The 23,457-nt window shown below is 40.6% G+C and carries 16 protein-coding genes and 1 tRNA gene; 14 read left to right on the forward strand and 3 right to left on the reverse strand.

The features are described from left to right. Positions 1 to 5: 5 nt before the first annotated feature. Positions 6 to 1,478 carry a phytoene desaturase family protein gene (locus BM375_RS13810; RefSeq protein WP_093366907.1) on the reverse strand — a complete coding sequence of 491 codons (1,473 nt, stop codon included), beginning with the start codon at positions 1,476 to 1,478 and terminating at the stop codon, positions 6 to 8. Further along, positions 1,475 to 2,137 (reverse strand): MarR family winged helix-turn-helix transcriptional regulator, encoded by a 663-nt coding sequence (locus tag BM375_RS13815; RefSeq protein ID WP_093366909.1) that lies wholly within the window; start codon positions 2,135 to 2,137, stop codon positions 1,475 to 1,477. The genes BM375_RS13810 and BM375_RS13815 overlap by 4 nt, the downstream gene beginning before the upstream one ends. Positions 2,138 to 2,277: 140 nt before the next feature. On the opposite strand from BM375_RS13815, the gene BM375_RS13820 reads away from it, so the two are divergent. The 3 genes from BM375_RS13820 (at position 2,278) to BM375_RS13830 (ending at position 4,318) form a co-directional block, all read left to right on the forward strand. Further along, on the forward strand, positions 2,278 to 2,766 hold the full coding sequence (locus BM375_RS13820; protein ID WP_093366910.1) for an RteC domain-containing protein: 489 nt from the start codon (positions 2,278 to 2,280) through the stop codon (positions 2,764 to 2,766). A 277-nt stretch (positions 2,767 to 3,043) separates the two neighbouring features. After that, entirely contained in the window at positions 3,044 to 4,108 is a 1,065-nt protein-coding gene (locus tag BM375_RS13825) for an NAD(P)-dependent alcohol dehydrogenase (RefSeq protein WP_093366912.1), read from the forward strand. A gap of 133 nt (positions 4,109 to 4,241) precedes the next feature. Beyond that, a tRNA-Asn gene (locus BM375_RS13830) sits at positions 4,242 to 4,318 on the forward strand. A 110-nt stretch (positions 4,319 to 4,428) separates the two neighbouring features. Here the strand turns inward: BM375_RS13830 and BM375_RS13835 are convergent. Beyond that, on the reverse strand, positions 4,429 to 5,292 hold the full coding sequence (locus tag BM375_RS13835) for an AraC family transcriptional regulator (protein WP_093366913.1): 864 nt from the start codon (positions 5,290 to 5,292) through the stop codon (positions 4,429 to 4,431). A gap of 245 nt (positions 5,293 to 5,537) precedes the next feature. Between BM375_RS13835 and BM375_RS13840 the strand changes: the two genes are divergently transcribed. The 11 genes from BM375_RS13840 (at position 5,538) to BM375_RS13890 (ending at position 23,446) form a co-directional block, all read left to right on the forward strand. Beyond that, positions 5,538 to 7,055, forward strand: coding sequence for a fucose isomerase (locus tag BM375_RS13840; RefSeq protein ID WP_093366994.1), 1,518 nt, complete (start codon positions 5,538 to 5,540; stop codon positions 7,053 to 7,055). Between the two features lie 11 nt (positions 7,056 to 7,066). Further along, complete coding sequence (locus BM375_RS13845) at positions 7,067 to 8,704, forward strand: ribulokinase (protein WP_093366915.1); 1,638 nt, start codon at positions 7,067 to 7,069, stop codon at positions 8,702 to 8,704. After that, positions 8,701 to 10,251, forward strand: coding sequence for a sodium:solute symporter family protein (locus tag BM375_RS13850; protein ID WP_093366916.1), 1,551 nt, complete (start codon positions 8,701 to 8,703; stop codon positions 10,249 to 10,251). Before BM375_RS13845 ends, BM375_RS13850 begins: the two co-directional genes overlap by 4 nt. A 20-nt stretch (positions 10,252 to 10,271) precedes the next feature. After that, positions 10,272 to 11,201, forward strand: coding sequence for a dihydrodipicolinate synthase family protein (locus BM375_RS13855; protein ID WP_093366917.1), 930 nt, complete (start codon positions 10,272 to 10,274; stop codon positions 11,199 to 11,201). Positions 11,202 to 11,242: 41 nt separating this feature from the next. Then, positions 11,243 to 12,454, forward strand: a complete 1,212-nt coding sequence (locus BM375_RS13860; RefSeq protein WP_093366918.1) for an acyltransferase family protein — start codon at positions 11,243 to 11,245, stop codon at positions 12,452 to 12,454. Positions 12,455 to 12,471: 17 nt separating this feature from the next. After that, positions 12,472 to 13,740, forward strand: coding sequence for a purple acid phosphatase family protein (locus BM375_RS13865; protein WP_093366919.1), 1,269 nt, complete (start codon positions 12,472 to 12,474; stop codon positions 13,738 to 13,740). Continuing rightward, positions 13,740 to 15,512, forward strand: a complete 1,773-nt coding sequence (locus tag BM375_RS13870) for a metallophosphoesterase family protein (RefSeq protein ID WP_093366920.1) — start codon at positions 13,740 to 13,742, stop codon at positions 15,510 to 15,512. The genes BM375_RS13865 and BM375_RS13870 overlap by 1 nt, the downstream gene beginning before the upstream one ends. A 1-nt stretch (position 15,513) precedes the next feature. Further along, positions 15,514 to 16,686, forward strand: coding sequence for a sialidase family protein (locus BM375_RS13875; RefSeq protein WP_093366922.1), 1,173 nt, complete (start codon positions 15,514 to 15,516; stop codon positions 16,684 to 16,686). 12 nt (positions 16,687 to 16,698) lie between these two features. After that, positions 16,699 to 18,876, forward strand: a complete 2,178-nt coding sequence (locus tag BM375_RS13880; protein ID WP_093366923.1) for a hypothetical protein — start codon at positions 16,699 to 16,701, stop codon at positions 18,874 to 18,876. Positions 18,877 to 18,990: 114 nt separating this feature from the next. Then, positions 18,991 to 20,058: a sialidase family protein gene (locus BM375_RS13885; protein ID WP_212611685.1), complete on the forward strand. Its 1,068-nt coding sequence runs from the start codon at positions 18,991 to 18,993 to the stop codon at positions 20,056 to 20,058. A gap of 46 nt (positions 20,059 to 20,104) precedes the next feature. Further along, complete coding sequence (locus BM375_RS13890) at positions 20,105 to 23,446, forward strand: SusC/RagA family TonB-linked outer membrane protein (protein WP_212611686.1); 3,342 nt, start codon at positions 20,105 to 20,107, stop codon at positions 23,444 to 23,446. The last annotated feature ends 11 nt before the right edge of the window (positions 23,447 to 23,457 follow it).

Raw genomic sequence — 23,457 nt, forward strand, 5'->3', positions numbered from 1 at the left:
ATTACTCAGTTTTTGATTTTGTTTATTTCGTTGGCTACAATTTTTCCCGATATGATTGACGGCGGAACACCGGGGCCCGGAACCGTCAGCTGACCCGTGTAGAATAAGTTTTTCAGTTTTTTATTGCTGATTTTAGGTTTTAAAACCGCAGTCTGACCAAGCGTATTTGCCAGTCCGTAGGCATTGCCTCCGTAGGCATTATAATCTGACATAAAATCGCTGACGCAATAACTTTTTTTGTATTCTATTGTAGATTGCAAATCCCTCATGCCTGTGTGCTTTTCGATTCTTGAAAGCATTTCTGTTAAGTATTTTTCCCTAACAACCTCTTCATCGTTTATCCCGATAGCCAAAGGCATTAGCAAAAACAAATTTTCTTTTCCTAAGGGAGCAACATTCTTATCAGTTTTTGACGGACAGCAAGCGTAGAACAAAGGTTTTTCAGGCCATTTTTTTTCTTTATAAATACAGTCAATATGCTCGTCCAGATCATTCTCAAAGAAAAGCGTGTGGTGTTTCAGGTTGGGAATGGTTTCATTGACACCCAAATAGAAAATCAGGCTCGATGGTGCAAATGTCTTTTTTTCCCAATAAGTCTCATCATAATTTCTATATTCCCTATCCAAAAGTGTTTCGGTATGATGATAATCCGAAGAAGCAACCACGACATCAAATTCATAGTTTTTGCTATCGATAGTCAAAGATTTCACCTTGTCGGTCTGTGTATTGATGCGTTCAACGGTTTTATTAAAATGAAAACTTACACCCTGTTTCTCGGCTATTTTTTTCATCGCCAGTACCAATTGATAAAAGCCGCCCAAAGGATAATGTGTTCCCAAAGCATAACCTCCGTAGTTCATAAGGCTATACAATGCCGGAATGTTTTTGGGAGAAGCACCCAAGAAAATTACGGGAAATTCCATTAAGGTTCTCAGTTTATCACTTTTAAAATATCGGGCGACATAAGTTCTGAAATTAGTGAACAAATCCAGCTTCAAGGCACTTTTTGCTATTTTGGGAGAAATAAATTCTGCCCAGTTATGGCAAGGTTTATTCACAAAATCCTGCATACCTACTTCGTACTTGAATTTTGCAGATTGCATAAATTTTTCTAATTGCGACGCTGCACCTTTTTCGATTTGTTCGAACACGATTTTCAATTCCCCCAAACTTTCAGGCACATCAATTTTCTCATTAGAAAAAATCATCTCAAACTGTGGATTTAATGAAATCATCTCAAAGAAATCAGCCGTTTTGTAGCCGAAATCGGCAAAGAAGCCCTCTATAATATCCGGCATCCAATACCAGCTAGGCCCCATGTCAAAAACGTAGCCTTGTTCGGTAGTAAATTGCCTTGCCCTGCCACCTGGGTGGTCGTGCTTTTCAAAAACGTGTACATCATTTCCCGCTTTTGCCAGATATGCCGCAGCTGACAAACCCGAAAACCCCGAACCGATAACAGCTATTTTCTTTTTCATAAGTTTGTATTCTTTAAGGCTTTTTCCAATAAATATTCTGGTTCTATATTTTTGTCATAAATCGACTTATGAAAGTCATTGAGCTTATTGAGCAAGCGGATTAGTTCCATTTTTTCATTTTGGGTCAAATCTCCTGTTACAATTTCAGTTGCTTTTCTGATTTTATCCATTTGCTTATCCAAAACCTGAATACCTCTGTCCGTAATTTTCAAAACCTTACTTCTTTTATCAATTTCCGAGTCCATTTGGTTTACCCATCCTTTTGAAATTAAGCGATTGATGATCTGCATTCCGACAGGCTTTTCGTGAACGTTCTTTTTTATCAGGTCCATTTTTGTCATATCGCCAAATGCTTTGAGATTGATGAGGTAAATAAAATCCTCCTGCGAAGAAAAATCCGACCCGAAAATTGCCGACCTTGAATAGCTTTTGGCATAGCGGTTCATATGCACGATCAGCGTATTAATGACACTTTCGGGACTTCGTCCCTTCTCTTTTCCTTCCCAGTTTGGTTCGGTAGTTAAGTCTTCGGCATTGTAATTTATAACGATCCATTTTTTGAAATCATCGATAGTAACTGCCGATTTATTCAGGCCAGGGTTTTGGTTTTCAAATTCCACGACCAAATCAAGTATATCTTTAATCAGGTTATAGTTCATTTTGAATTATATTAGTATACAAATATACTATTTTAAATTAAAAAATAGTGTAATTGTATACTTTTATTTTGTATCACATATTTTAAAACAATTTATAATCAATGAGATAATTCCTATAGAACATTTTCACAACAAAATTTATACTTTACAGCTATTACCGAACAGAAAGCACCTATCTCGATGAAACCTATTTTCTGCGTGGCAGGCACAATATTAAATTGGGTTTAGATACCTACTATTTTGAAACCGACCACAATTTTAATACTTCCCACGATTACAAAGTAGCCAAGATTATTGCTAACGATTTGATAGAGGAATACCTCGAAAATCAGTTGTTCAAAACGGCTGTCAATGATAGTCCCAAAAAACCAACAAAACTGAATTGGACAGGGAACAAATCAGCATTGACAGAATTGATTTACCCCCTGCATTCGCAAGGGATATTTAATAACGGCAACGTAGATATTAAACCTATTGTAACAGTATTTGAAAGAACATTCAATGTTGATTTAGGCGATTTCTACCATACGTTTTTGGAACTTAAATCCCGAAAAATAAACAGGACAAAATTTTTAGATGAACTCAAAGAAAGCCTTATCAAAAAAATGGACGAGCAGGACGGGATATAACAACAAAAGGGTTTTTAAAGCCCTTTTGTCTTATCCTGAAATCCCAACACAATTAAAACTGTTTAATTGTTTTTGAGAAACATAAATTTTGTATATTTGCTATGAGCTAACGGAAACGTATTGAAAAGCAAAGCAATAAGCACCGTTACCAAAACGTTAACTTACAATCTTTGATTATCCACATAAGAGCCTTGTTTTCAGCTCAAAAGGCTTTTTCCTGAAAACTATAAAATATAATCCTTATTTTAGTGCATATCATAATATAAATCTCAAACTCATGAATACATTTGCTGTGAAAGCTTTTGGAACTGCCGCTCCAGAAGCCGATTTAAAACCCATGCACATCGAGCGTCGTGAAGTCACGTCAAAGGATGTAGAAATCGAAATTTTGTACTGTGGCGTCTGTCATTCCGATTTACATACAGCACGTAACGAATGGCGCGGCACTATTTACCCGAATGTTCCCGGACATGAGATCGTAGGTCGTATTACCAAAGTGGGCGATGCGGTTTCAAAATTTAAAGTCGGAGATCTGGCGGCTGTAGGCTGTATGGTGGATAGCTGCAGGGAATGCGAACAATGCAAAAACGAAAGCGAACAATATTGTGAAGAAGGCAATATCCAAACCTATAATGGACATGACAAGCACTTGAACCAACAGACTTTCGGAGGCTATTCGGAGCGGGTTGTGGTCGATGAGCATTTTGTGTTGCGTGTTCCAGAAAATCTGGATTTGGCAGCAACAGCACCTTTGCTCTGTGCAGGGGTGACCACTTGGTCTCCGTTGAAACATTGGGAAGTTGGTCCAGGCAAACGGATTGGAGTTGTCGGTATCGGTGGGTTGGGACATATGGGTGTCAAATTGGCTAAAGCGATGGGAGCACATGTAGTCGTTATAACGACTTCTCCGTCCAAAGTAGACGATGCCAAACGGTTAGGAGCAGATGAAGTCATCCTATCTACCGATGAAGCGCAGATGAAAGCAAGCGCCAATACCCTTCACTTTATCTTGGATTGTGTGTCTGCACAGCATGACGTTAATGCATACTTGCGACTTTTGAAAGTAGACGGCACTTTAGCTTTGGTAGGTGCGCCGGAACACCCACTGCCAATTGCCCCTTTTAGTCTGATACCTGCGCGCAAAAATTTTGCAGGCTCAACCATCGGCAGTATCAAGGAAACTCAGGAAATGTTGGACTTCTGCGGCGAGCATAATATCACGGCAGACATTGAACTTATCAATATGCAGGATATCAATACAGCATACGAACGCCTGTTGAAAGGGCAGGTGAAATATCGCTTTGTCATTGATATGGCAAGCCTGAAGACTGCAGCAAATTGATGCTATTAATTACCGGATGGACTGATTATTTTGTCCATCCGGAATTTTTTAAAATTATTTTGCATAATTAAAATTATACCTTATCTTTGTGTCACTTTAGAAAAGCGGGTCAAACTGCATTTAAAGTGTGAATTCCTGAATAGCTCAGTTGGTTAGAGCATCTGACTGTTAATCAGAGGGTCGCTGGTTCGAGCCCAGCTTCAGGAGCCAAGCCACAGCAATTAGCTGTGGCTTTTTTTGTTATGTTACATTATAACCTTTATATACTGTACAGGATCAAGTACAAAAGTTGGCTGATGAACAAAACCTGAGGATATCTCTCAGTTCATATCTATATAATCTTTTTTATAAGAACTTGGGGTACTGTTTTTTAAACGTTTAAAATGCCTGTAAAAATTGGAAGTGTTTTCAAACCCACTTTCTTCTGCTATAGCATCTACTTTCATATTTGTATTTATAAGCAAACGACAAGCATGGTTGATCCTAATTTCAGTGAGAAAGTCGTAATATGATTTCTGGGTCATATTCTTAAAGAAACGACAGAAGGAGGTTACACTTAAATTGCTTAATTCTGCGATTTGTTCGAGGTTTATATTCTTTTCAAAATTATTGAATGTATAGTTAAATACTTTATTTAGCCTATCTTCATCCCAAGTATTTGAACCCGCACTGGCATAATTTGCAGAGATTATTTCAAAATCGATATTATAGCTCAATAAATCGAATATCCTTAATAAATAGACGATTTTTGTTATACCGATAGATTCTTTCATTCTATGCATCAATTTAATGATTTTCTTTTTGGACTCCCCTTTAATTATTAACCCTTGCCTTGCTAAATCCAGTAATTTTGGAATTTTTTTTGTCTCTGGTAAGTTAAGGAAATTATGGCCAAAGGCCTCCGGATGGAAATGTAGAACCAAAGCTTCAACATAATAGTCGTGATTGGCTAATCTATTACATTTCCAAGTGTGAGGTATATTACTGCCGAGTAAGATGAGTTCATCCTGCTGAAAGTTTGCTATATTTTCACCAATAAATCGAATACCTTCCCCTTTGATCAGGTAGTGTAGCTCTATTTCGGGGTGATAGTGCCATGTGGTTCCAAAGTGGGGTAATATATCATGCCTAATTTTAAAAGTGTGTTCACTTGTTTTTGGTACTTTGTGAAATTTTGCTTTCATGATAGGTGTCTATTTTTTCTCAATGAAGATATAAAAATGTATCAACGTATACAAGATTAAGATAATATGTTAGAATGATTGGCTAAATTATTAAACTTTTTTACTTCGATCTTACCAGATATTTGTAATACCGATTGTAAAATAGTTTTATTATGACAATAAAAAATGAAAAACAAGCAACCCTGGTCTGTAGTGGAGATCTTAGACCGTCAGCGAATTTAAGTTGCTGGCCTATGCAACAAAAAATGGAGGAAAAACTCCAGACGGCCTTTCAGAAAATAGGTTGGACTATTCAACGGGCACATGGTTATGATGTGGAAAAAGGACACGGTTTTATAGATTATCAGCACGTTGGAATCAAAATATTTCGTGATATAGATAAAGCAGTCCCCTTAATTGTTGCGGAAAGCGTTTGGCAATATAGCCACCACGTGTTAGCCGGATTAATAAGCCATGAAGGGCCTATTTTAATCGTTGCTAACTGGGATGGTGCTTTTCCCGGGCTCGTTGGGGCATTAAATCTTACAGGTTCATTGACCAAGGCCGGAGTTAATTATAGTTTTCTTTGGAGCAAAGACTTTACGGATGATTTTTTCATAGACTGCTTAACAGAATGGACAGAGACGGGAAATATAGTTCATGATTGTTCACATGTTCATCCATTTACAGCAGAATCTCTTGCAGTTGAAGATCGTCAATTGGCCACAAGATTTGCTGAAAATATTTTACGAGACAAGGTTATTATGGGCGTTTTTGATGAAGGTTGTATGGGGATGTTCAATGCCATTGTTCCAGATGACCTGATTCATAAACTTGGGATTTATAAAGAAAGATTAAGTCAATCTACTTTATATGCCAAAATGCTGAATGTATTAGACTCAGAGGCTGAAGAGGTTTTAAATTGGATGCTGAGCAAAGGCATGAAGTTTAATTGGGGGTATGATGGAGCCACGGACCTAACGAAAGGACAGACACTTGAGCAATGCAAAATGTATATTGCTGCAGTACGATTGGCAGACGAATTCGGCTGTGATACGATTGGGATTCAATATCAGCAAGGATTGAAAGATTTAGTGGCGGCAAGTGATTTAGTCGAAGGGCTTTTGAATAACACAGACCGCCCACCGGTATACAATGACAGGGGAATAGAATTATATCCGGGAGTAGCATTGCCACATTTTAATGAGGTCGATGAGTGTGCCGGTATAGATGGCTATATTACTTATCATTTATGGAATAAATTAGGATTGAACGGAGACAATACATTGCACGATCTGCGTTGGGGTGAAGATTTCCTGATTAATGGTATAAATGAATTTGTATGGGTATTTTTAATATCTGGCGCAGCTCCGGCGTCTCATTTTATTAATGGTTATCAAGGGGCTGATAGTTTAAGACAGCCGGCGATGTTCTTTAAAAAAGGAGGAGGAACACTAAGGGGGATTAGTCGGCCGGGAAAAATTGTTTGGAGCCGTATATATATCGAGAACAATGAACTTTTCTGTGATATTGGCACGGGGAAAGTCGTTGAACTCCCAGAAGCTGAAACTCAACGTCGATGGGATTTGACAGATAAGCAATGGCCGATTATGCACGGCGTTCTGGATGGCGTTAGCCAAAATCAAATGATGGCAAAACATAAAGCCAATCATATTCAGGTGGTCTATGTAGATGGAGACTTTGGTGTGAAGAGAGCGGCTGCGATAAAAGCTGCAACTTTGGAGATGTTAGGTATCAAGGTGAATTTTTGTGGAATAAATTAACCTATTGCACCATGGATGAGAAGCTAGTAATAGGTATGGACTTCGGAACAGATTCTGTTCGGGGGCTTTTGGTGAATACCACTACGGGAACGATATTGTCAACTGCTGTATCTTATTTTAATCGTTGGAAAAAAGGATTGTTTTGTCAACCTGAAAACGATCAATATAGACAGCATCCTCTTGATTATATGGAATCCATAGATGCTATTTTGACGACATTATTTCAAGGACTCTCGCCAGCACAGGTTAAACAGATCAGAGCCATTGGGACCAATACGACAGGATCTACACCTGTAGCCATTGATGAAAAATGTCGGCCATTGTCTTTATTAGAAGGGTTTGAAGAAAATCCAAATGCCATGTTTATCCTCTGGAAGGATCACACAGCCATTAAGGAGGCTGATGAAATTAATGCATTAGCAAAAAAATGGTCCATTGACTATACACAATTTAGTGGAGGGATCTATTCTTCAGAATGGTTTTGGTCTAAAATTTTGCATATCAATCGTGTGGATGCACGTGTGCAGAATAAGACATTTACCTGGATTGAACAATCGGATTGGATTCCTGCTTATCTATCCGGCATAAGCAGTGTTTCAGAAATTAAGCGTAACAGATGTGCGGCTGGACATAAGGCGATGTGGAACGAATCGCATGGAGGGTTACCTTCCCCAGAGTTCTTATGTTCATTAGATCCCTCTTTTTACCATTTGATAAATCACTTTTATTATGACACCTATACTTCGGATCAGGTTTTTGGTAAAATTTCAGGGCATTTCGTTGAACGATTTGGATTTGATGAAAATACGCTGATTACAGTTGGTGGAATTGATGCACATCATGGTGCGGTGGGTGCTGGTAGCGAAGCTTATACCTTGATAAAGGTGATAGGTACATCCACTTGTGATATGCTGGTTGTCCCTCGACAAGATAATCCCCCTTTAGTTGAAGGTATTTGTGGACAGGTAGACGGTTCTATAGACCCCGGAATGATCGGGTTTGAAGCAGGCCAGTCTGCATTTGGAGATACCTACAATTGGTTGAAAAAAATGATGTTGAAGCCTATTCAAGAACTCAATGGATTATCCTTGCCGGATGAACAGAAAAAAATTTTAGAAAATGCTTTTTTTGAATACCTTACTGAAGAAGCCGAATCACTTCCCTTGACAGAAGGTGACCTCATATTTACAGATTATCATAATGGACGCCGTACACCGGATGCTGATTTTAAGAAGAAAGCAGGTGCCTATGGATTTACACTATCCACACAGGCAGGGCATATCTTCAAAGCACTTGTAGAAGCTACAGCATTCGGTTCTAAAGCAATTATTGATCGATTTAAAAGCTATAATATACCTATAGACACGGTTATTGCTACGGGAGGAATACCCAATAAGTCACCTTTTGTAGTACAAGTACTGGCTGACGTTTTAGCATGCGATATACAAGTTGTAGATAGCGACCAGACTTGTGCCTTAGGCGCGGTAATTTTTGCCTCGGTAGCTTCAGGGGCATATCCAAACATCGGTGCGGCCAAAGAAAAACTCGCGGCAAAAGTTTCTAAAACATATCGTTATAATCCCTCACGAGCCGCTATTTATAAAACATTATATCAAGGTTATAAAGAATTAACGAACTTAGAACTATGAAAAATCTACCCCTATTAGATATTTTTATAATCATAGCTTATCTCTTAGCCATGGTATTGGTCGGTGTCTACTTCTCGAGGAGGAATAAATCGGCGGATGAATTCACGAAAGCCGCAGGCAGGATACCGGGTTGGGCTATCGGTATATCCATTTATGCTACATTTTTAAGTTCAAATACTTTTTTGGGTGTTCCTGGGAAGGCCTTCGGAGGTAATTGGAATGCCTTCGTATTCAGTCTTTCTATGCCGCTGGCGGCGTGGTTAGCCACCAAATATTTTGTTCCATTCTATAGGAGTACGGGAGAAGTATCAGCTTATACGAATTTAGAAAAGAGATTCGGTACCTGGGCAAGAACCTATGCGGTCGCATGTTTTTTATTAACGCAGTTGGCTCGTATCGGTTCTATTTTCTTCGGCATCTCTTTAACGCTTCAAGCTTTAACCGGGTACAGTATGGTGACGATTATGGTTGTTACCGGGATATGTATCGTAATTTACACGGTTATGGGTGGGATTGAGGCCGTAATCTGGACAGAAGTTGTTCAAGGTATATTGAAAACGGTAGGGGCACTTATCATAATTTACCTCGTGGTAAAAGAAGTGCCGGATGGTTTTAAGGAAATAATTGACGTGGGGCTTTCCGAAGGTAAATTTAGTTTGGGCACCCTTGATTTTGATTTCGTCAATTCCTCTTTCTGGGTCGTATTACTATATGGATTTTTTATTAACCTCAATAATTTTGGAATGGACCAAAATTACGTGCAGCGATACCATACGGCCAGTAGTCCTGCTGAAGCGAATAAATCCGTATGGCTGTGCGTTTGGATTTATGTACCCGTATCATTACTGTTTTTTATAATAGGTACCTGCTTATATACCTATTATCTTGAAAATCCTACACTCTTGGAAGCTATTAAGTTGCAAGCAGCTTCAGAACAATCCGGACTTACAGTGCAAAATCCAGAAGTTCGGGAATTAGCAGCGACTTTAAAGCCGGCTGATTATGGCGATAAAATTATGCCACATTTCATGGTGCACATGATTCCTACAGGATTGCTTGGGCTCATAGTCTCTGCTATATTATCCGCAGCAATGAGTACCATTAGTTCTGGAATGAATGCGTCAGCAACTGTATTTACTGAGGATATCTATAAGAGATATTTCAATAAAAAATCTTCCGACAAAAACAGTTTAAAAGTATTGTACATCGCCACAGTTATTGTAGGACTTATAGGGATGATCTGTGGAATTGCTATGATAGGGGTTAAAAGCCTATTGGATGTCTGGTGGACGTTGTCCGGGATTTTTGCAGGAGGAATGCTGGGACTCTTCCTTTTAGGATTAATTAGCAAAAAAGCCAATAATAACGATGCTATTATTGGGACCATTGTAGGTATTTGCGTTATTCTTTGGATGACATTTTCCTATCTGATCCCCGAACAATATGGTTACTTAAAGAATACCTTGCATGCCAATATGATTATCGTGGTAGGGACCTTGGTGATTTTCTTGGTAGGGAATATCAATAGGATTTTAAGAAAAAAATAAAATAACACAATATAAAGATTATGGTTCGGAGTAATAAAAAATTTATTCCTGTGATGCTTATGCCCTTTCAAGAGGATGGACATATAGATTATCGCGTTTTAGGAAACCTTGTAGAATATTATTTGGAAGCTGGCGCTTCAGGTCTATTTGCCAATTGTTTGTCCAGCGAGATGTTTAATCTTACACAAGAAGAGATGTTGGCATCCGTTGCGTTCATCGTAGAAAAAGTGAATGGAAGAGTCTCCGTAGTAGCCACGGGCTCTTTTGATCAACCGATTGAAATGCAAGCCCAATTCATCAAAGAAATATACAAAACAGGTGTAGATAGCGTTATTGTTATAACCAGTTTGATGGCTAAGGAAGAAGATACCGAAGAGACTTTTCAGGCTAATGTAGAACGACTGCTAAGTCTGACTCCTGACATTCCGTTGGGGTTTTACGAATGTCCTGTTCCTTATAAAAGAGTGATATCTCCGGAATTCTTGGGGAAATTGGTCAAAAGCGGACGGATAAAATACCATAAGGATACCTCCCTGGATATTGAAAATGTGAAAGCTAAGATTGCCTATACAGCAGAAGTATCAGATTTTGGACTTTATGATGCCTACATGGTGCATGCCGTGGAAACACTTAGATCCGGATCTGCAGGCCTGTCCTGCATACAAGGCAATTATTTTCCGGAATTAGTCGTTTGGCTGTGCAATCACTATGGCTGCCCGGATAAGGAAGAGGACGTGTCGCAGGTGCAGCAATTCTTTATCGATAATATGGACGTTATGCACGCCACCTATCCCACGAGTGCAAAATACGTTCTGCAACAGCGAAACCTGCCCATAGGAGTTTACTGTAGAAGTAGGGAAGAATCGCTTCATCAAAGTACAAAAGATCAACTGAATAGATTGGGGGACGATTACGAGATACTGGCAAATAGAATCGGTCTTTCTAAATAGAGAGAAGGTAAGCAAAATAGGTGTAATTTTTATTAAAGATAATGAAACAACGTTATTATTCTTTAGATGTCTTTCGAGGAGCAACAGTTGCCTTCATGATATTGGTCAATAATCCCGGTACCTGGGATCATGTTTTTTCGCCGTTGTTACATGCAGGTTGGCATGGATGTACCCCAACAGACTTAGTCTTTCCCTTTTTTCTCTTTGCAGTGGGCAATGCTATGGCGTTTGTGGTGCCGCGTTTGAAAGAGGCTGGGGCAGGTATATTCTGGAAGAAAGTCATCAAACGGACAGTACTTATTTTTGGTATTGGTCTGTTTTTAAATTGGTGGCCTTTTCTGTATTGGGATACTGGGGAGTTACATTTCAGGAGTTGGGGAGGGAATGGCGATACAGTTCTTGGCGTACGTATATTAGGTGTGCTTCAGCGGATTGCCTTGGCTTATTTCTTTGCATCTATAATTACCTATTTTTTTAAACCAAGGGGTATAATTTATCTTTCAGCCATCCTGCTATTTGCTTACTGGGGTATTTGTCTGGCATTTGGCAATGCTGATCCTTATGGGTTAGATGGATGGTTCGGAACGGATGTCGATAAGTTTATTTTAGGCACAGCACATATGTATCATGGTGAAGGAGTTGCATTTGACCCAGAGGGTATTATGAGTACGATACCATCAGTTGTACAAGTATTGTTTGGTTACCTTGTGGGATTATCAATATTGGCGAAAGGTCAGATAAATTGGCTCTGGCAGAAAGTTCCATTTGGAACCGACCCAAATTTTAGATTAGTGTCTGGTCTAATGGTTACAGGGTTTATACTATTGGTGTTAGGCTGGGCGTGGTCTCTCGGATTTCCGATCAATAAAAAGATCTGGACAAGTTCCTATGTCCTATATACCACTGGACTTGCTATACTGACATTGGGGACGGCATTATGGTATATAGAAATACAAGGCGTACGAAACGTCATAACACGATTCTTTGAAACCTTCGGCAAGAACCCCTTATTTATCTATATCATGAGCAGTATGATTCCCGGCCTGTTGGAGCTTGTCCGTATTCCACAGCAATCTTCACTTGAACAACCATTAGGAGAGAGTAATGTACTGGAGTATTTTTACAATACGGTGTGTGCGAAGATCCCGGGGCCTCCAGAAATTGGTTCCCTCTTTTATGCGCTGTGTTTTTTGGCTTTGATGTGGGCTATCGGTTACTTTCTTGAAAAAAGAAAAATTTACATTAAGGTCTGATTTATATCTGGTAAACAATGAATAAACTAAACATGATGATTTTATTGAAAAAACATATCTTTTTTATTGCACTTGTATGGGTAACGTTTTGTTATTCAGGTTTGTATGCGGCTTCTTTAGACAGCGGGTATCCTGATCAGATTGTGCTAAGTGTCTCGGAAGACCTTTCCACCAGTGTGTCCGTAAGTTGGCGAACAGATGAAAGCATGTCGAGCAGTACTTTGCAGATCGCAAGAGAACATTCGCGGTTCAACATCGCGGATTCAGCAACAACCCATCTAGCAAAGTCTGAGCTGTTGGAATTTAAGGGTTTACGCACTTGGCACCATGCTGTATTACTCGAAGGGTTGGATGCCCAGACCACGTATGTATATCGGGTTGGCCAAGGGGAGAAGTGGAGTGAGTGGATCAACTTCACAACGACCGGTGGTTCTGAGGCTACACTAAAATTTGTCTATTTCGGAGATGTGCAATCTAATATAAAAAGTATGTGGTCGCGAATAGCCAAGCAATCTATCCGTACTATTCCAGATGCACAGCTGATCCTATATGCAGGCGATATTGTAAATAGGGGAAACAATCTCCATGAATGGGAAGACTGGTTTTATGCCAGCGGAGGAATGCACCAGTCTATACCGATAATGCCTGCATCGGGGAATCATGACCATGGTGACTCACATGCTGGTGTATACGGGATTTCGGAGTATTGGAATAAGCAATTTAAACTTCCCAATAATGGAGCTGCAGGGTTGGAAGGAACTTCGTATTATGCTGATGTTCAGAATGTAAGATTTGTTGTCTTTAATACGGAGATGTTTAATACTTATGAAAAGAATAGAGAAGATCAGGTGCAATGGCTGGAAGAGGTTTTGGCACAGAATAAGCAACCATGGTTGATTATGCTCTTTCATCACCCTATCTTTTCAACGAAGAAGAATAGGGATAATATAGAGCTGCGAAACCTTATTAAGCCGTTGATTGATAAGTATAAAGTGGACCTGGTTTTGCAGGGGCACGACCATACCTATGCCAGAGGGAAAGACAAAGTGCCTATGACTGGGGACGAACAATCGCATACTACCTATGTCGTCTCTGTCTCTGGACCAAAAATGAGTGAAGTTCAAGAGGCCGATTGGATGGATAGATCTGCCAGTTTTACACAACTGTTTCACGGGGTGGAAGTGCAGCACGATAAATTGATATTTTCTTCATACAAAGTTAATGGGGATCTTTTAGATACTTTCACTATACTTAAGACACGTGGTGTGAACACAATAATACATTAATGAAAAACAAGGCCCTATATCAATATTTCTTTATTCCATTGCTGACGTGGTGGTGTCTGTTCGTTTTAATGTCCTGCTCTTCTCAACCAAAAGAGTCTCGTATACCGGCGGTTATGGAGCAGACGATAAGACAAATCTACCAACGGCAGGAAGTCGACTTATTCAAGGATATAAGCCAAGAAGAAATCCTTCCCTATTTTAATGCAGATGGATTGCGGGTCTTGGCAAATGATTATTGGGGCTTTGAGGTAAATTCCGATGTCGAGGTATTTGTCTGTCGGGATGTACAGCAAAAAGAGGTGCCTTTTTGGCTTGTACAAGATGATTTTCACAAAACAACAGATACTGTAAGGAATGAAAATGTAAACTATGAGGTGTGGCGTAAAGTGTTTCAGAAAGGGAAGGTGCAGTTGGGAATCAATGGTTTTGATAGGCACCGTTACGTCTATTTCGTTGTTGTAAAGGCCTTGGACAATAAGAAATCCCTACAGATTACCCCCATTTGGCCGAAGGAACAGGACGTAAATCCTGTTAAAATAGGGAGTGTAATTTATCACGATTGGGAAGAGCTGACCCTAACAGCGCTCCCGGACTATTTTGAAGGAGGCTATATACTGCCGACAATCCGTGGGCGATCGCGGGAAGCTCATCTTATTGGAGCATTTAGACACACGGATTATCCCGCAACATCTCAACCGGACCAACTTATACGGACGTGGACAGGTGATCCCAAGACTTCATTGGATATCAGTTGGCGTACAGGAATAGAAGTAGCAAGTTGCTCCGTAGCTTATTGGCAACAAGGGCTGCAAGATACGATGACCGTACAAGCCAATGAAATGGTTATCCACGATGTACTGTTAGCCAATGACCCGGATATAAAAAGATTTCAGGTGTCTCTAACCAGTCTTAAGGCCGGGACTACTTATGGATTTCGTATTTTATCTGGAGTAACGGAAAGTCCTGCGTATACATTTACCACCGATTCAGGCGATGACAATTTTGAATTTGGTTGGTTTGGAGATATTCACAATGATGGGCGATGGGGACATCTATTCCCAAGGTGGAAGCAGATGTTTCCAAATGCAAAATTTTACCTACAGGTAGGAGACTTGGTCAATACAGGTTTGTACAGGGATCATTGGGATCAGTTGTTGCATGCCGGACGTCTTTTATTTGACCATAGCCCTTTTATGGCAGTGCCGGGCAATCACGACAGTCAAGAGGGATTATTTCCGGCGATGTATCTCAATTATTTGAAATATCCGCATAACGGTCCTCATAAAGAGACTAAAGGCCTTAGCTATCACTTTGTTTATGGCAATACACTTTTCCTGATGCTGGATGCGGTGACTATTTCAGTCGAAGATCAGAAACAGTGGGTTGAATATGTATTGAAAGCCAGTGTAGAGCGTTTCAAAATAGCGGTATTCCATTTTCCGCCCCATACTTCTGAAAGTACGTATACCGATATTATCCAGGTATGGGAACCTTTGTTTCGGAAGTATAAGGTTGATTTGGTATTGAACGGACATTTTCATTACTATCACCGAACGGCTCCGAAGTCAACATCATCTGATTCGCCGGTCTATGTCATGTCTGTAGGCACGAAGAAAAAAGGAGAGAATGTAAAGGCGAAGACCGGAGAGGTCGCTGTACACCAAGGGTACCTGTACCAACATGTGAAAATAAACGGGGAGACTTTGTATTTTACAAGTGTAGATAGCCTCGGTACTAAGATTGATGAATTTGAATTAATTAAAATAGACTAATATGAAAAGAATCTATGTAGCATTTTTATGCATGACATGCTGTTTTCTGGCTTTTAGCCAGCAGAGCCATTTTAAGGTTGCTGAGCGTAATTTTATTTTTTCGTTGCAGCCACAACACGTCCATGGCAGTTCCATTGTAGAGCTTCCCGATGGAAACCTATTGGCTGCGTGGTTTCAGGGATCCGGAGAGCGGACTGCTGATGACGTCAAGGTTATGGGAGCAAAATATTCTTTAAAAGAGAAGAAATGGGGAGCGCCCTATGTATTGGCCGATACTGATGGGTTGCCTGACTGTAACCCGGTATTGTTTATACATAAAGACAAGCTCCATCTGGTATGGATTGCTGTGCATGCCAACAGATGGGAATACTCTATTTTGCGTGTGAAGAGCAGCACAGACTTTGATAAAGAACAGGTGAATTGGACATGGCAGGATAATATTTTGCTCAAACCGGGTGCCCTTTTTGTAGATGAGGTGAAGAAACGTTTCAAAGAATTGCCTGTTGTCGACCATGGATGGGCAGAGTATGCCCCGAAGTATGATGAAATGATAATCAAAGCCTCTGAAGATTTGATGAAACGCTCCTTCGGCTGGATGACACGTATAAAACCCTTATTGCTTTCTTCGGGACGTTTATTGTTGCCGGTGTACTCGGACGGGTTGAACTTTTCCTTAATGGCTTATTCAGATGATGATGGTCTGCATTGGAAACCCAGTTTGCCCGTTGTCGGCAGGGGTAATATCCAGCCTGCCCTCATCGAAAATTCCAAAGGAGAAATTTTTGCCTATATGCGGGATACCGGAGATAAGCCGGCACTGCTACACTATAGCATCTCCACAGATCAAGGATTAAGCTGGACTGCCAGTCAAGAGATTGATATCGCGAGTACAGCGAGTGTAGAAGTTGTGAAAGTAGCACAGCAGAATTGGCTATTGCTCGTAAACGATACGGAGAAAGGGAGATACCGCTTATCGCTCTATCAGTCCAAAGATGAGGGTAAGACCTGGAAGAATTTGGGTCCTATTGTCGAAGACAAAGCCCATACGGGTAGTTTCTCTTACCCCGCAATGATTGTGTCCAGTAAAGGTATCGTGCATTTGACTTATTCTCATCATAAGACAGGAGAATCTAAAACTATTGAACATGTCATTATAGATCCGAACTCACTTTAAAAACCATATACTATGAAAAGAACATTAATATCTATGGCATTGGGTGTGCTATGGTCTTCGCTTTATGCGCAGGTTACTCATCGGGATGTGCCTTACGTACAGGAATATGCAATAAAATATGTGGCTACGACTCCATCACATGCCGTAGAGTCTGATCGCAATGGCAATATTCAGCTTCTAAGCAACGGTAGACTCAAACAACTTGCCGCCGGAGAATTATTATGGCCGGGAGCTATTGTAGATGATAACACCTATCGTTTTATGCAAGACAAGGCTATTCTCGATATAGCCCAGTTAGATGGACAATTTGTCTATCTGGATAAGAAAGTCATCTTTAGTAATGCCTGGGCAGGAGACCTTTATATACCTCACGATGTAGAAGATGCGATAGGAATGGTGCCGTTGTCCACAACAGAATTTATCGTTTATAGCAAAAATAAGATTCAATATCTGCAAGATGGAAAGTCGTTGTGGGCCACAACTTTGCCGCAAGGAAGTATTATAGAATTGATGAGGGGTAGTCATCTGCAGCAATTTTTTATTCTAACGGCAAACGAACTGTTTCTGGGAGAACCGAACAGTAAAAAAATACGGTCACTTTATAAAGGTGATAATTTTGTGTCCATGACCCAGCATGGGAAAGAGTTGGTGATTGCGCACAAAGATGAGGGACTTCATTTTTTAAATGAGGCTTACTCCTTAGCCTATAAAAATCAGAAATTACCCTCTCTTGAGCTCCAAGTGGTGAAGAGTTTGCGGGGAGAACTGTGGGTAGGTAGTAAGCAAGGTGCATTTCGAATAGATAAGGGCGGCAAGATTAAGTATTATGCAAGTAAGCGCTGGTTGCAGGACGATGGGGTAATAGATATCAAGTTGGGTACCGACGGGAATCTACTTATTCTTACGGAGCAAGGACTATCAAAAATTGTTTCGAAGAATATGACATTAGCAGAAAAAGCTACCTTTTTCGAAAAGCAGGTGAGATCGAGGCATATCCGAAATGGATTTAATTCGACCCTCTCGGGCCTAAATAATGGCGATATTTCTACCGGTTATATGAGTGATTCAGACAATGATGGTTTATGGACGTCCATGTATCTTGCCGGACAGGCATTTCGGTATGCCGTTACGAAAGACCCTGAAGCTTTGCAGAATACGCGCGAATCTTTAGATGCGATGGATCGCTTATATGGTATTAATCCCATAAAAGGATTTCCCGCACGCTCATTTGAGCGCACCGGACATATTAACGAGTTGTCTGACCCTGAACGCTGGCAAAGATCGCCTTATACGGATTGGGATTGGAAAGCAACGACAAGTTCTGATGAAGCCATAGGGCATATTTTTGCATTTGGCGTAGTCGCGGAAATTGTAGAGGATCGGGAGATTAAAGCGCAGGCAATCCGTTTGATCGATTCACTGATGACACATATCGTAGAACACGATTTTTATTTGATTGATTTCGATGGAAAACCAACAGAATGGGGGAAATGGAATCCGGCGTATGTAAATGGTTTCTCAAAAAATGTAGGGGATCGAAAGTTAAACTCCTCTAATATTATTGCGATGCTGCAAACTGCTTATCATTTTACTAAAAAAGAAATCTTTAAAGCCAAAGCTTTAGAACTGATGGATAAACACGGTTATCTTGAGAATTTGATGCACCCTATGGCTGAGATCGGTAAATCCGATGACAACGAAGATGATCTGAGTCAATTGCTTTCCGTGTATTGGAATCATTCGGATGATGAAATGTATTTCTTGGGATATTGGGGCTTGTATCGTTATGCCTTCAATAATGATCTCAAAGAAAAATATAAAGAAGCGATTTTGGATCATTGGAAAATTGAGCTTCCGGAAAAGGAAGCACTATGGAATATTATAACAGCGATGACCGGTATCGATGACTGTGGAATGCACGATGCTGTATGGTATCTGCAGAAATATCCTTTGGATCTTATCCATTGGAACATCAAGAATAGCCACAGAAAGGATATTGAATTGCTAGAGAGTAATTTTAGAAACCAATTTACGAAAGAAGTATTGCCTCCGGACGAGTTAAAGATTTCAAGGCATAATGCTAATCGGTTCACCCTGGATGGTGGGAACGGTGGACGTGCGGAGAATAGTGCGGGTGATATATGGCTGCTACCTTACTGGATGGGGAGATATCTTGAATTGATACATTGATGGTCAGCAGTTTGACTGCTGTAGATGTTAATATCCGCAATAAAGATGATAATTTCTTAGAAAGATTGACAATCATCTTACTTTAATTTTGAAGTATCCAAATAACCCAAAATAATGATGAGGAGAGTATTTTTATCTTCGGCCTTGGCACTTTTACTGACGACCTTCTACGCATGTAGGCAGGAAAAGGCCGATCAAGTGACTATGGAGCAGACATCTTTTGTATTGCCCGACAACAAACCCTTTGAGCAAGCCCACGCATCTACATTGGTGTCGTTGGACAATGATGAATTTTTGGTGGCTTGGTTTGGTGGCACCGAGGAGAAGCACAATGATGTAGGTATATGGCTCACCAAGGGGAATGGTGATTCATGGTCTTTTCCTAAAGAGGTCGCCAAAATTAGAGAAGAGCCACATTGGAATCCCGTATTGTTTCGTAAAAACGATGGAGAAATCGTGCTTTTCTTTAAAGTAGGGGCAGAGATTGCCATTTGGGAAACTTGGTATATCACTTCTACGGACAATGGAGAATCTTGGTCAGAGCCTGAGGAACTTGTAGCGGGAGATCGTGGAGGGCGAGGGCCGGTGAGGAATAAGCCTATCGTATTGTCCAATGGCTATTGGATTGCGGGGTCTTCTGACGAATCGGGTGTATGGCGGTCTTTTGTAGACATCAGTAAAGATGAGGGCAAGACTTGGGAAAAAACTGATTTTCTTTCATTTGATGTAGATAGCCTGGGTGGAGAAGGTATGATCCAGCCGACCCTATGGGAGTCAGAGAAGGGCAAGGTGCATATGCTTCTGCGGACTAGTGGTGGTTATATCTATAGGAGTGATTCAGAGGATTATGGAGTAACTTGGAATAAACCCTATGCTACGAATTTACCTAACCCCAATAGCGGGATCGATCTGGTGCAGCTTGCCGATGGCACATTAGCCTTATTATATAATCCGGATAATAAAAACTGGGGGTCAAGGAAAGCGCTTAATCTTGCATTATCGATGGATAATGGTGAAAGTTGGAAAGAGGCTTTAAAGCTTGAAGATGGCAAGGATGGAGATGAATATTCTTATCCTGCAATTGTATCTACTCCAGATGGCGTTGCACTCACCTATACCTGGAACCGGACCAATATTGCATTTAAAAAAATAAGGATTAATAATAACGTAAAGTCTAATTAACATGTAAATAGTTATTTCACCTAATTATTCAATTAAAGAAAAATCTATGAAAACAAACATCATTTCATTTAAAGGTTGGTGTTGCTTTTTGGCTGTACTGCTTGCTACGGTGATTACGTATCCTGTTATGGCACAGCAAGCGAATACTTCCATCAGTGGCGTGGTCACCTCATCGACTGATGGAAGACCATTGGCAGCTGTCAGCATATCCACCAACAGCTCGTTACGTGCAACGAGTACGGACAACAACGGAACGTTTTCCATTGACGTGACAGCACAGGATCGCTTTATCACGGTCAACCATGTGGGATATGAAGCACAACAGGTCAATCTCGGGGGCAAACGAACTTTTCAGATTATATTACAATCTGTTAATCAAGATATCGAAACGGTCGTTGTTACTGCATTAGGCATTAAACGATCCGAGCGCTCTTTGGGATATTCGGTAGGTAAAGTTGATGGTGAGAGTCTCAATACAGTTGTACAGGAAAACCTATTAGGAGGGATCGCCGGCAAGGTACCCGGCGTAACGCTTAATCAAACAGGAGGAGTAGGCTCATCCATTAGTATGGTCATTCGTGGCGCTACATCCTTAAGTTCGGACAATCAGCCCCTGTATGTGATTGATGGCGTTCCTTTGGTCAGTGGTATGAATAATGTCAGTAACTTCGGTAATGACAGAAATCAAGTTGATTATGGAAACCCGATTTCGGACATTAATCCGGATGATGTAGAGAGTATCTCCGTGTTAAAAGGGCCGAGTGCTGCAGCGCTATACGGCTCACGCGCAGGGAATGGGGTGGTATTGATAACCACCAAATCCGGTCGCAAGGGACAAAAGACGACCATAAATTTTTCAACCAATAATGTGTTTGAACAACCTGTACGATTTATGGACTTTCATTACAAGTATGCTTCCGGTACTCGTCCTAATGGGCCACTGGCTGAAAACTCGGCATACTGGGCAGGCCCCGAACTCGATAAAGGTATTCTTGCGATACAGTGGAATAGTCCGGTAGATGCGAATGGAAATAAGATTCCCACCGAGCTGAAATCATATTCAGACAATATGAAAAATTTCCTGAATACAGCGATAACATCTTCCAATAACCTTTCTATCGCCGGAGCAGGCGAAAAGTTTCAGTATCGTTTTTCTGTTAACAATATGAACCATAAAGGGTTGATACCCAATAGTGATCTTTATCGAAATGGGATAAGTTCAAATGTCACCTATGATATTGCGAATAGCTTAAAGATCAGTACGAATCTTAACTTTGTGCGCGCTAAATCAAATGACATGCCTGCAACAGGGAATAGAGGCTCGAACCCACTACAAGCCGTGTATAATTTTCCACACGTCAATATCTTGGATCTGAAGGACTATTGGATGGAAGGAGAAGAAGGTATTCAGCAGCGGGAAGTGGCAAGAGGAAGGGATAATCCTTATTTTCTGGCATACGCGCTCACAAATTCTTTTATGCGTGATAGAATCTATGGCAATGTCAAATTAGATTGGGAGATAAACAATAATATTTCTGCATTTTTCAGAGCGGCTGAAACCCGGTCAGTAGAAACCAGAGAGACAAAAATCCCGTGGAGCTATAGCCGTGATACAAAAGGAGGCTACCACTTGCAGGATATCAAAAATAGAGAAAACAATGTAGACTTTCTATTTACCTATAATAGTGGAGAACAGTTTCCGGATTTCACTTATTCCGTGTCTGCGGGAGGTAATTATATGTATCAATACAATACCGATAACTACGCCGGTTCGAGACGGAATGCGGGTTTAACAATTCCAGGACTGTATCGTCTATCCAATATTCCTGCCGCAGGTCTGGATATCAGAAACGGAGAATATAAAAAATCGATCTACAGTCTATACGCCATGGCTAACCTGAGCTATAAGCGTCAATTGTACTTAGACCTTACGGCTCGTAATGATTGGTCCAGTACACTGCCCGCATCGAACCGATCGTATTTTTATCCTTCGGCCTCATTGAGTTGGATAGCCAATGAGACATTCTCTATGCCGTCTCAGGTTTCCCTTCTGAAATTCAGGGGAGGTATGGCACAAGTAGGTAACGATACAAATCCATATCAGCTTAACCCGGTATTATCTACAGGGCGATGGGGAGATTTGATTTATATGGAGATGCCGGAAACATTGTTGTCGCCAAATCTGAAACCGGAGATAGCAACTTCCTATGAGGCAGGGATAGACCTCAATATGTATGGAAATAGATTGCGTTTTGAAGGTACATATTATCAAGTAGAAAATAAAAACCAAATTTTGCCGGTGAGTACGGCACAATCTTCTGGTTACGCCCGAAAACTGATTAATGCAGGCCGACTGCAGAGCAAGGGGTGGGAATTCGGTATAGGGGGAACACCTATCAAAAAAGACAATAGCCTCACTTGGGACGTCAATATCAATTTCTCCCGTAACCGGACACGGATATTGGAATTGGCACCGGGGATAGACTATTATGAATATTGGAATGAGAACAGTTCCGGTGCCATGACCTGGGTAGGAGAAGAGGTCGGTAACCTGTATAGCAGAGGATATGCTAGGGTTACCGATCCTCAATCACCATATTATTTATGGCCGGTTTTAGGCAATGATGGAAAATGGATTCAGGATAATGCTGTAGAAAACAGGATGAAAGTAGGTAATTTCAACCCGAAACTCCTTACAGGAATGCAAAATACGATCAGCTATAAAAATATTCATTTGAGTTTTAGCTTAGATTGGCGTTATGGTGGACAATTTCAATCCCAGACCTATCGGTATGGGGGATCTGATTGGAAGTCCCAGCACCAGTTAAACTTGATGATACAGGGAGGCACGATGAGTAGCGAAGAACTGACCGCTCTTTTAAAATCCGATCCGGGAAAGTACATTATTCCACATAATGGCGACTTTCCAAGAGTTGGAGGTTTGACACAGGAGTCGGGAGGTTTCTATATAAATCAAGGAGGAGTTGAGGGCTATGACGGTGTTTTCATTCCCGGAGTCATTGCACAGTATGATGCCAATGGTGGTTTGATCGGTTATAAGGAACATTTAGGAGGTGAAGGAACAATGTTGTATCCGGCTTCTAGTCAGTTTTCTTGGAATTATAATCAACAGGTAACCTTTGATGCCGACTATCTAAAATTGAGAGAACTCGCTATAGGCTATGATGTCAAAGGGATCAAACATGTTAAAAACCTACGTGTATCGGTGTTTACAAGGAATATCATGCTCTGGACGAAGGCCAAAATTGGTATAGATCCGGAACGGGCGTTTCAGGTGGACGGCGGAAGCTTTAGACAGGGAATCGAAACCCAAAATCTAAGTCCTTGGACAGTGCCTTTTGGATTTAAATTGGATTTGACATTATAACCTTTATTTGT

It is taken from the genome of Sphingobacterium wenxiniae (assembly GCF_900116225.1).
GTDB classification, from domain to species: Bacteria; Bacteroidota; Bacteroidia; order Sphingobacteriales; family Sphingobacteriaceae; genus Sphingobacterium; species Sphingobacterium wenxiniae.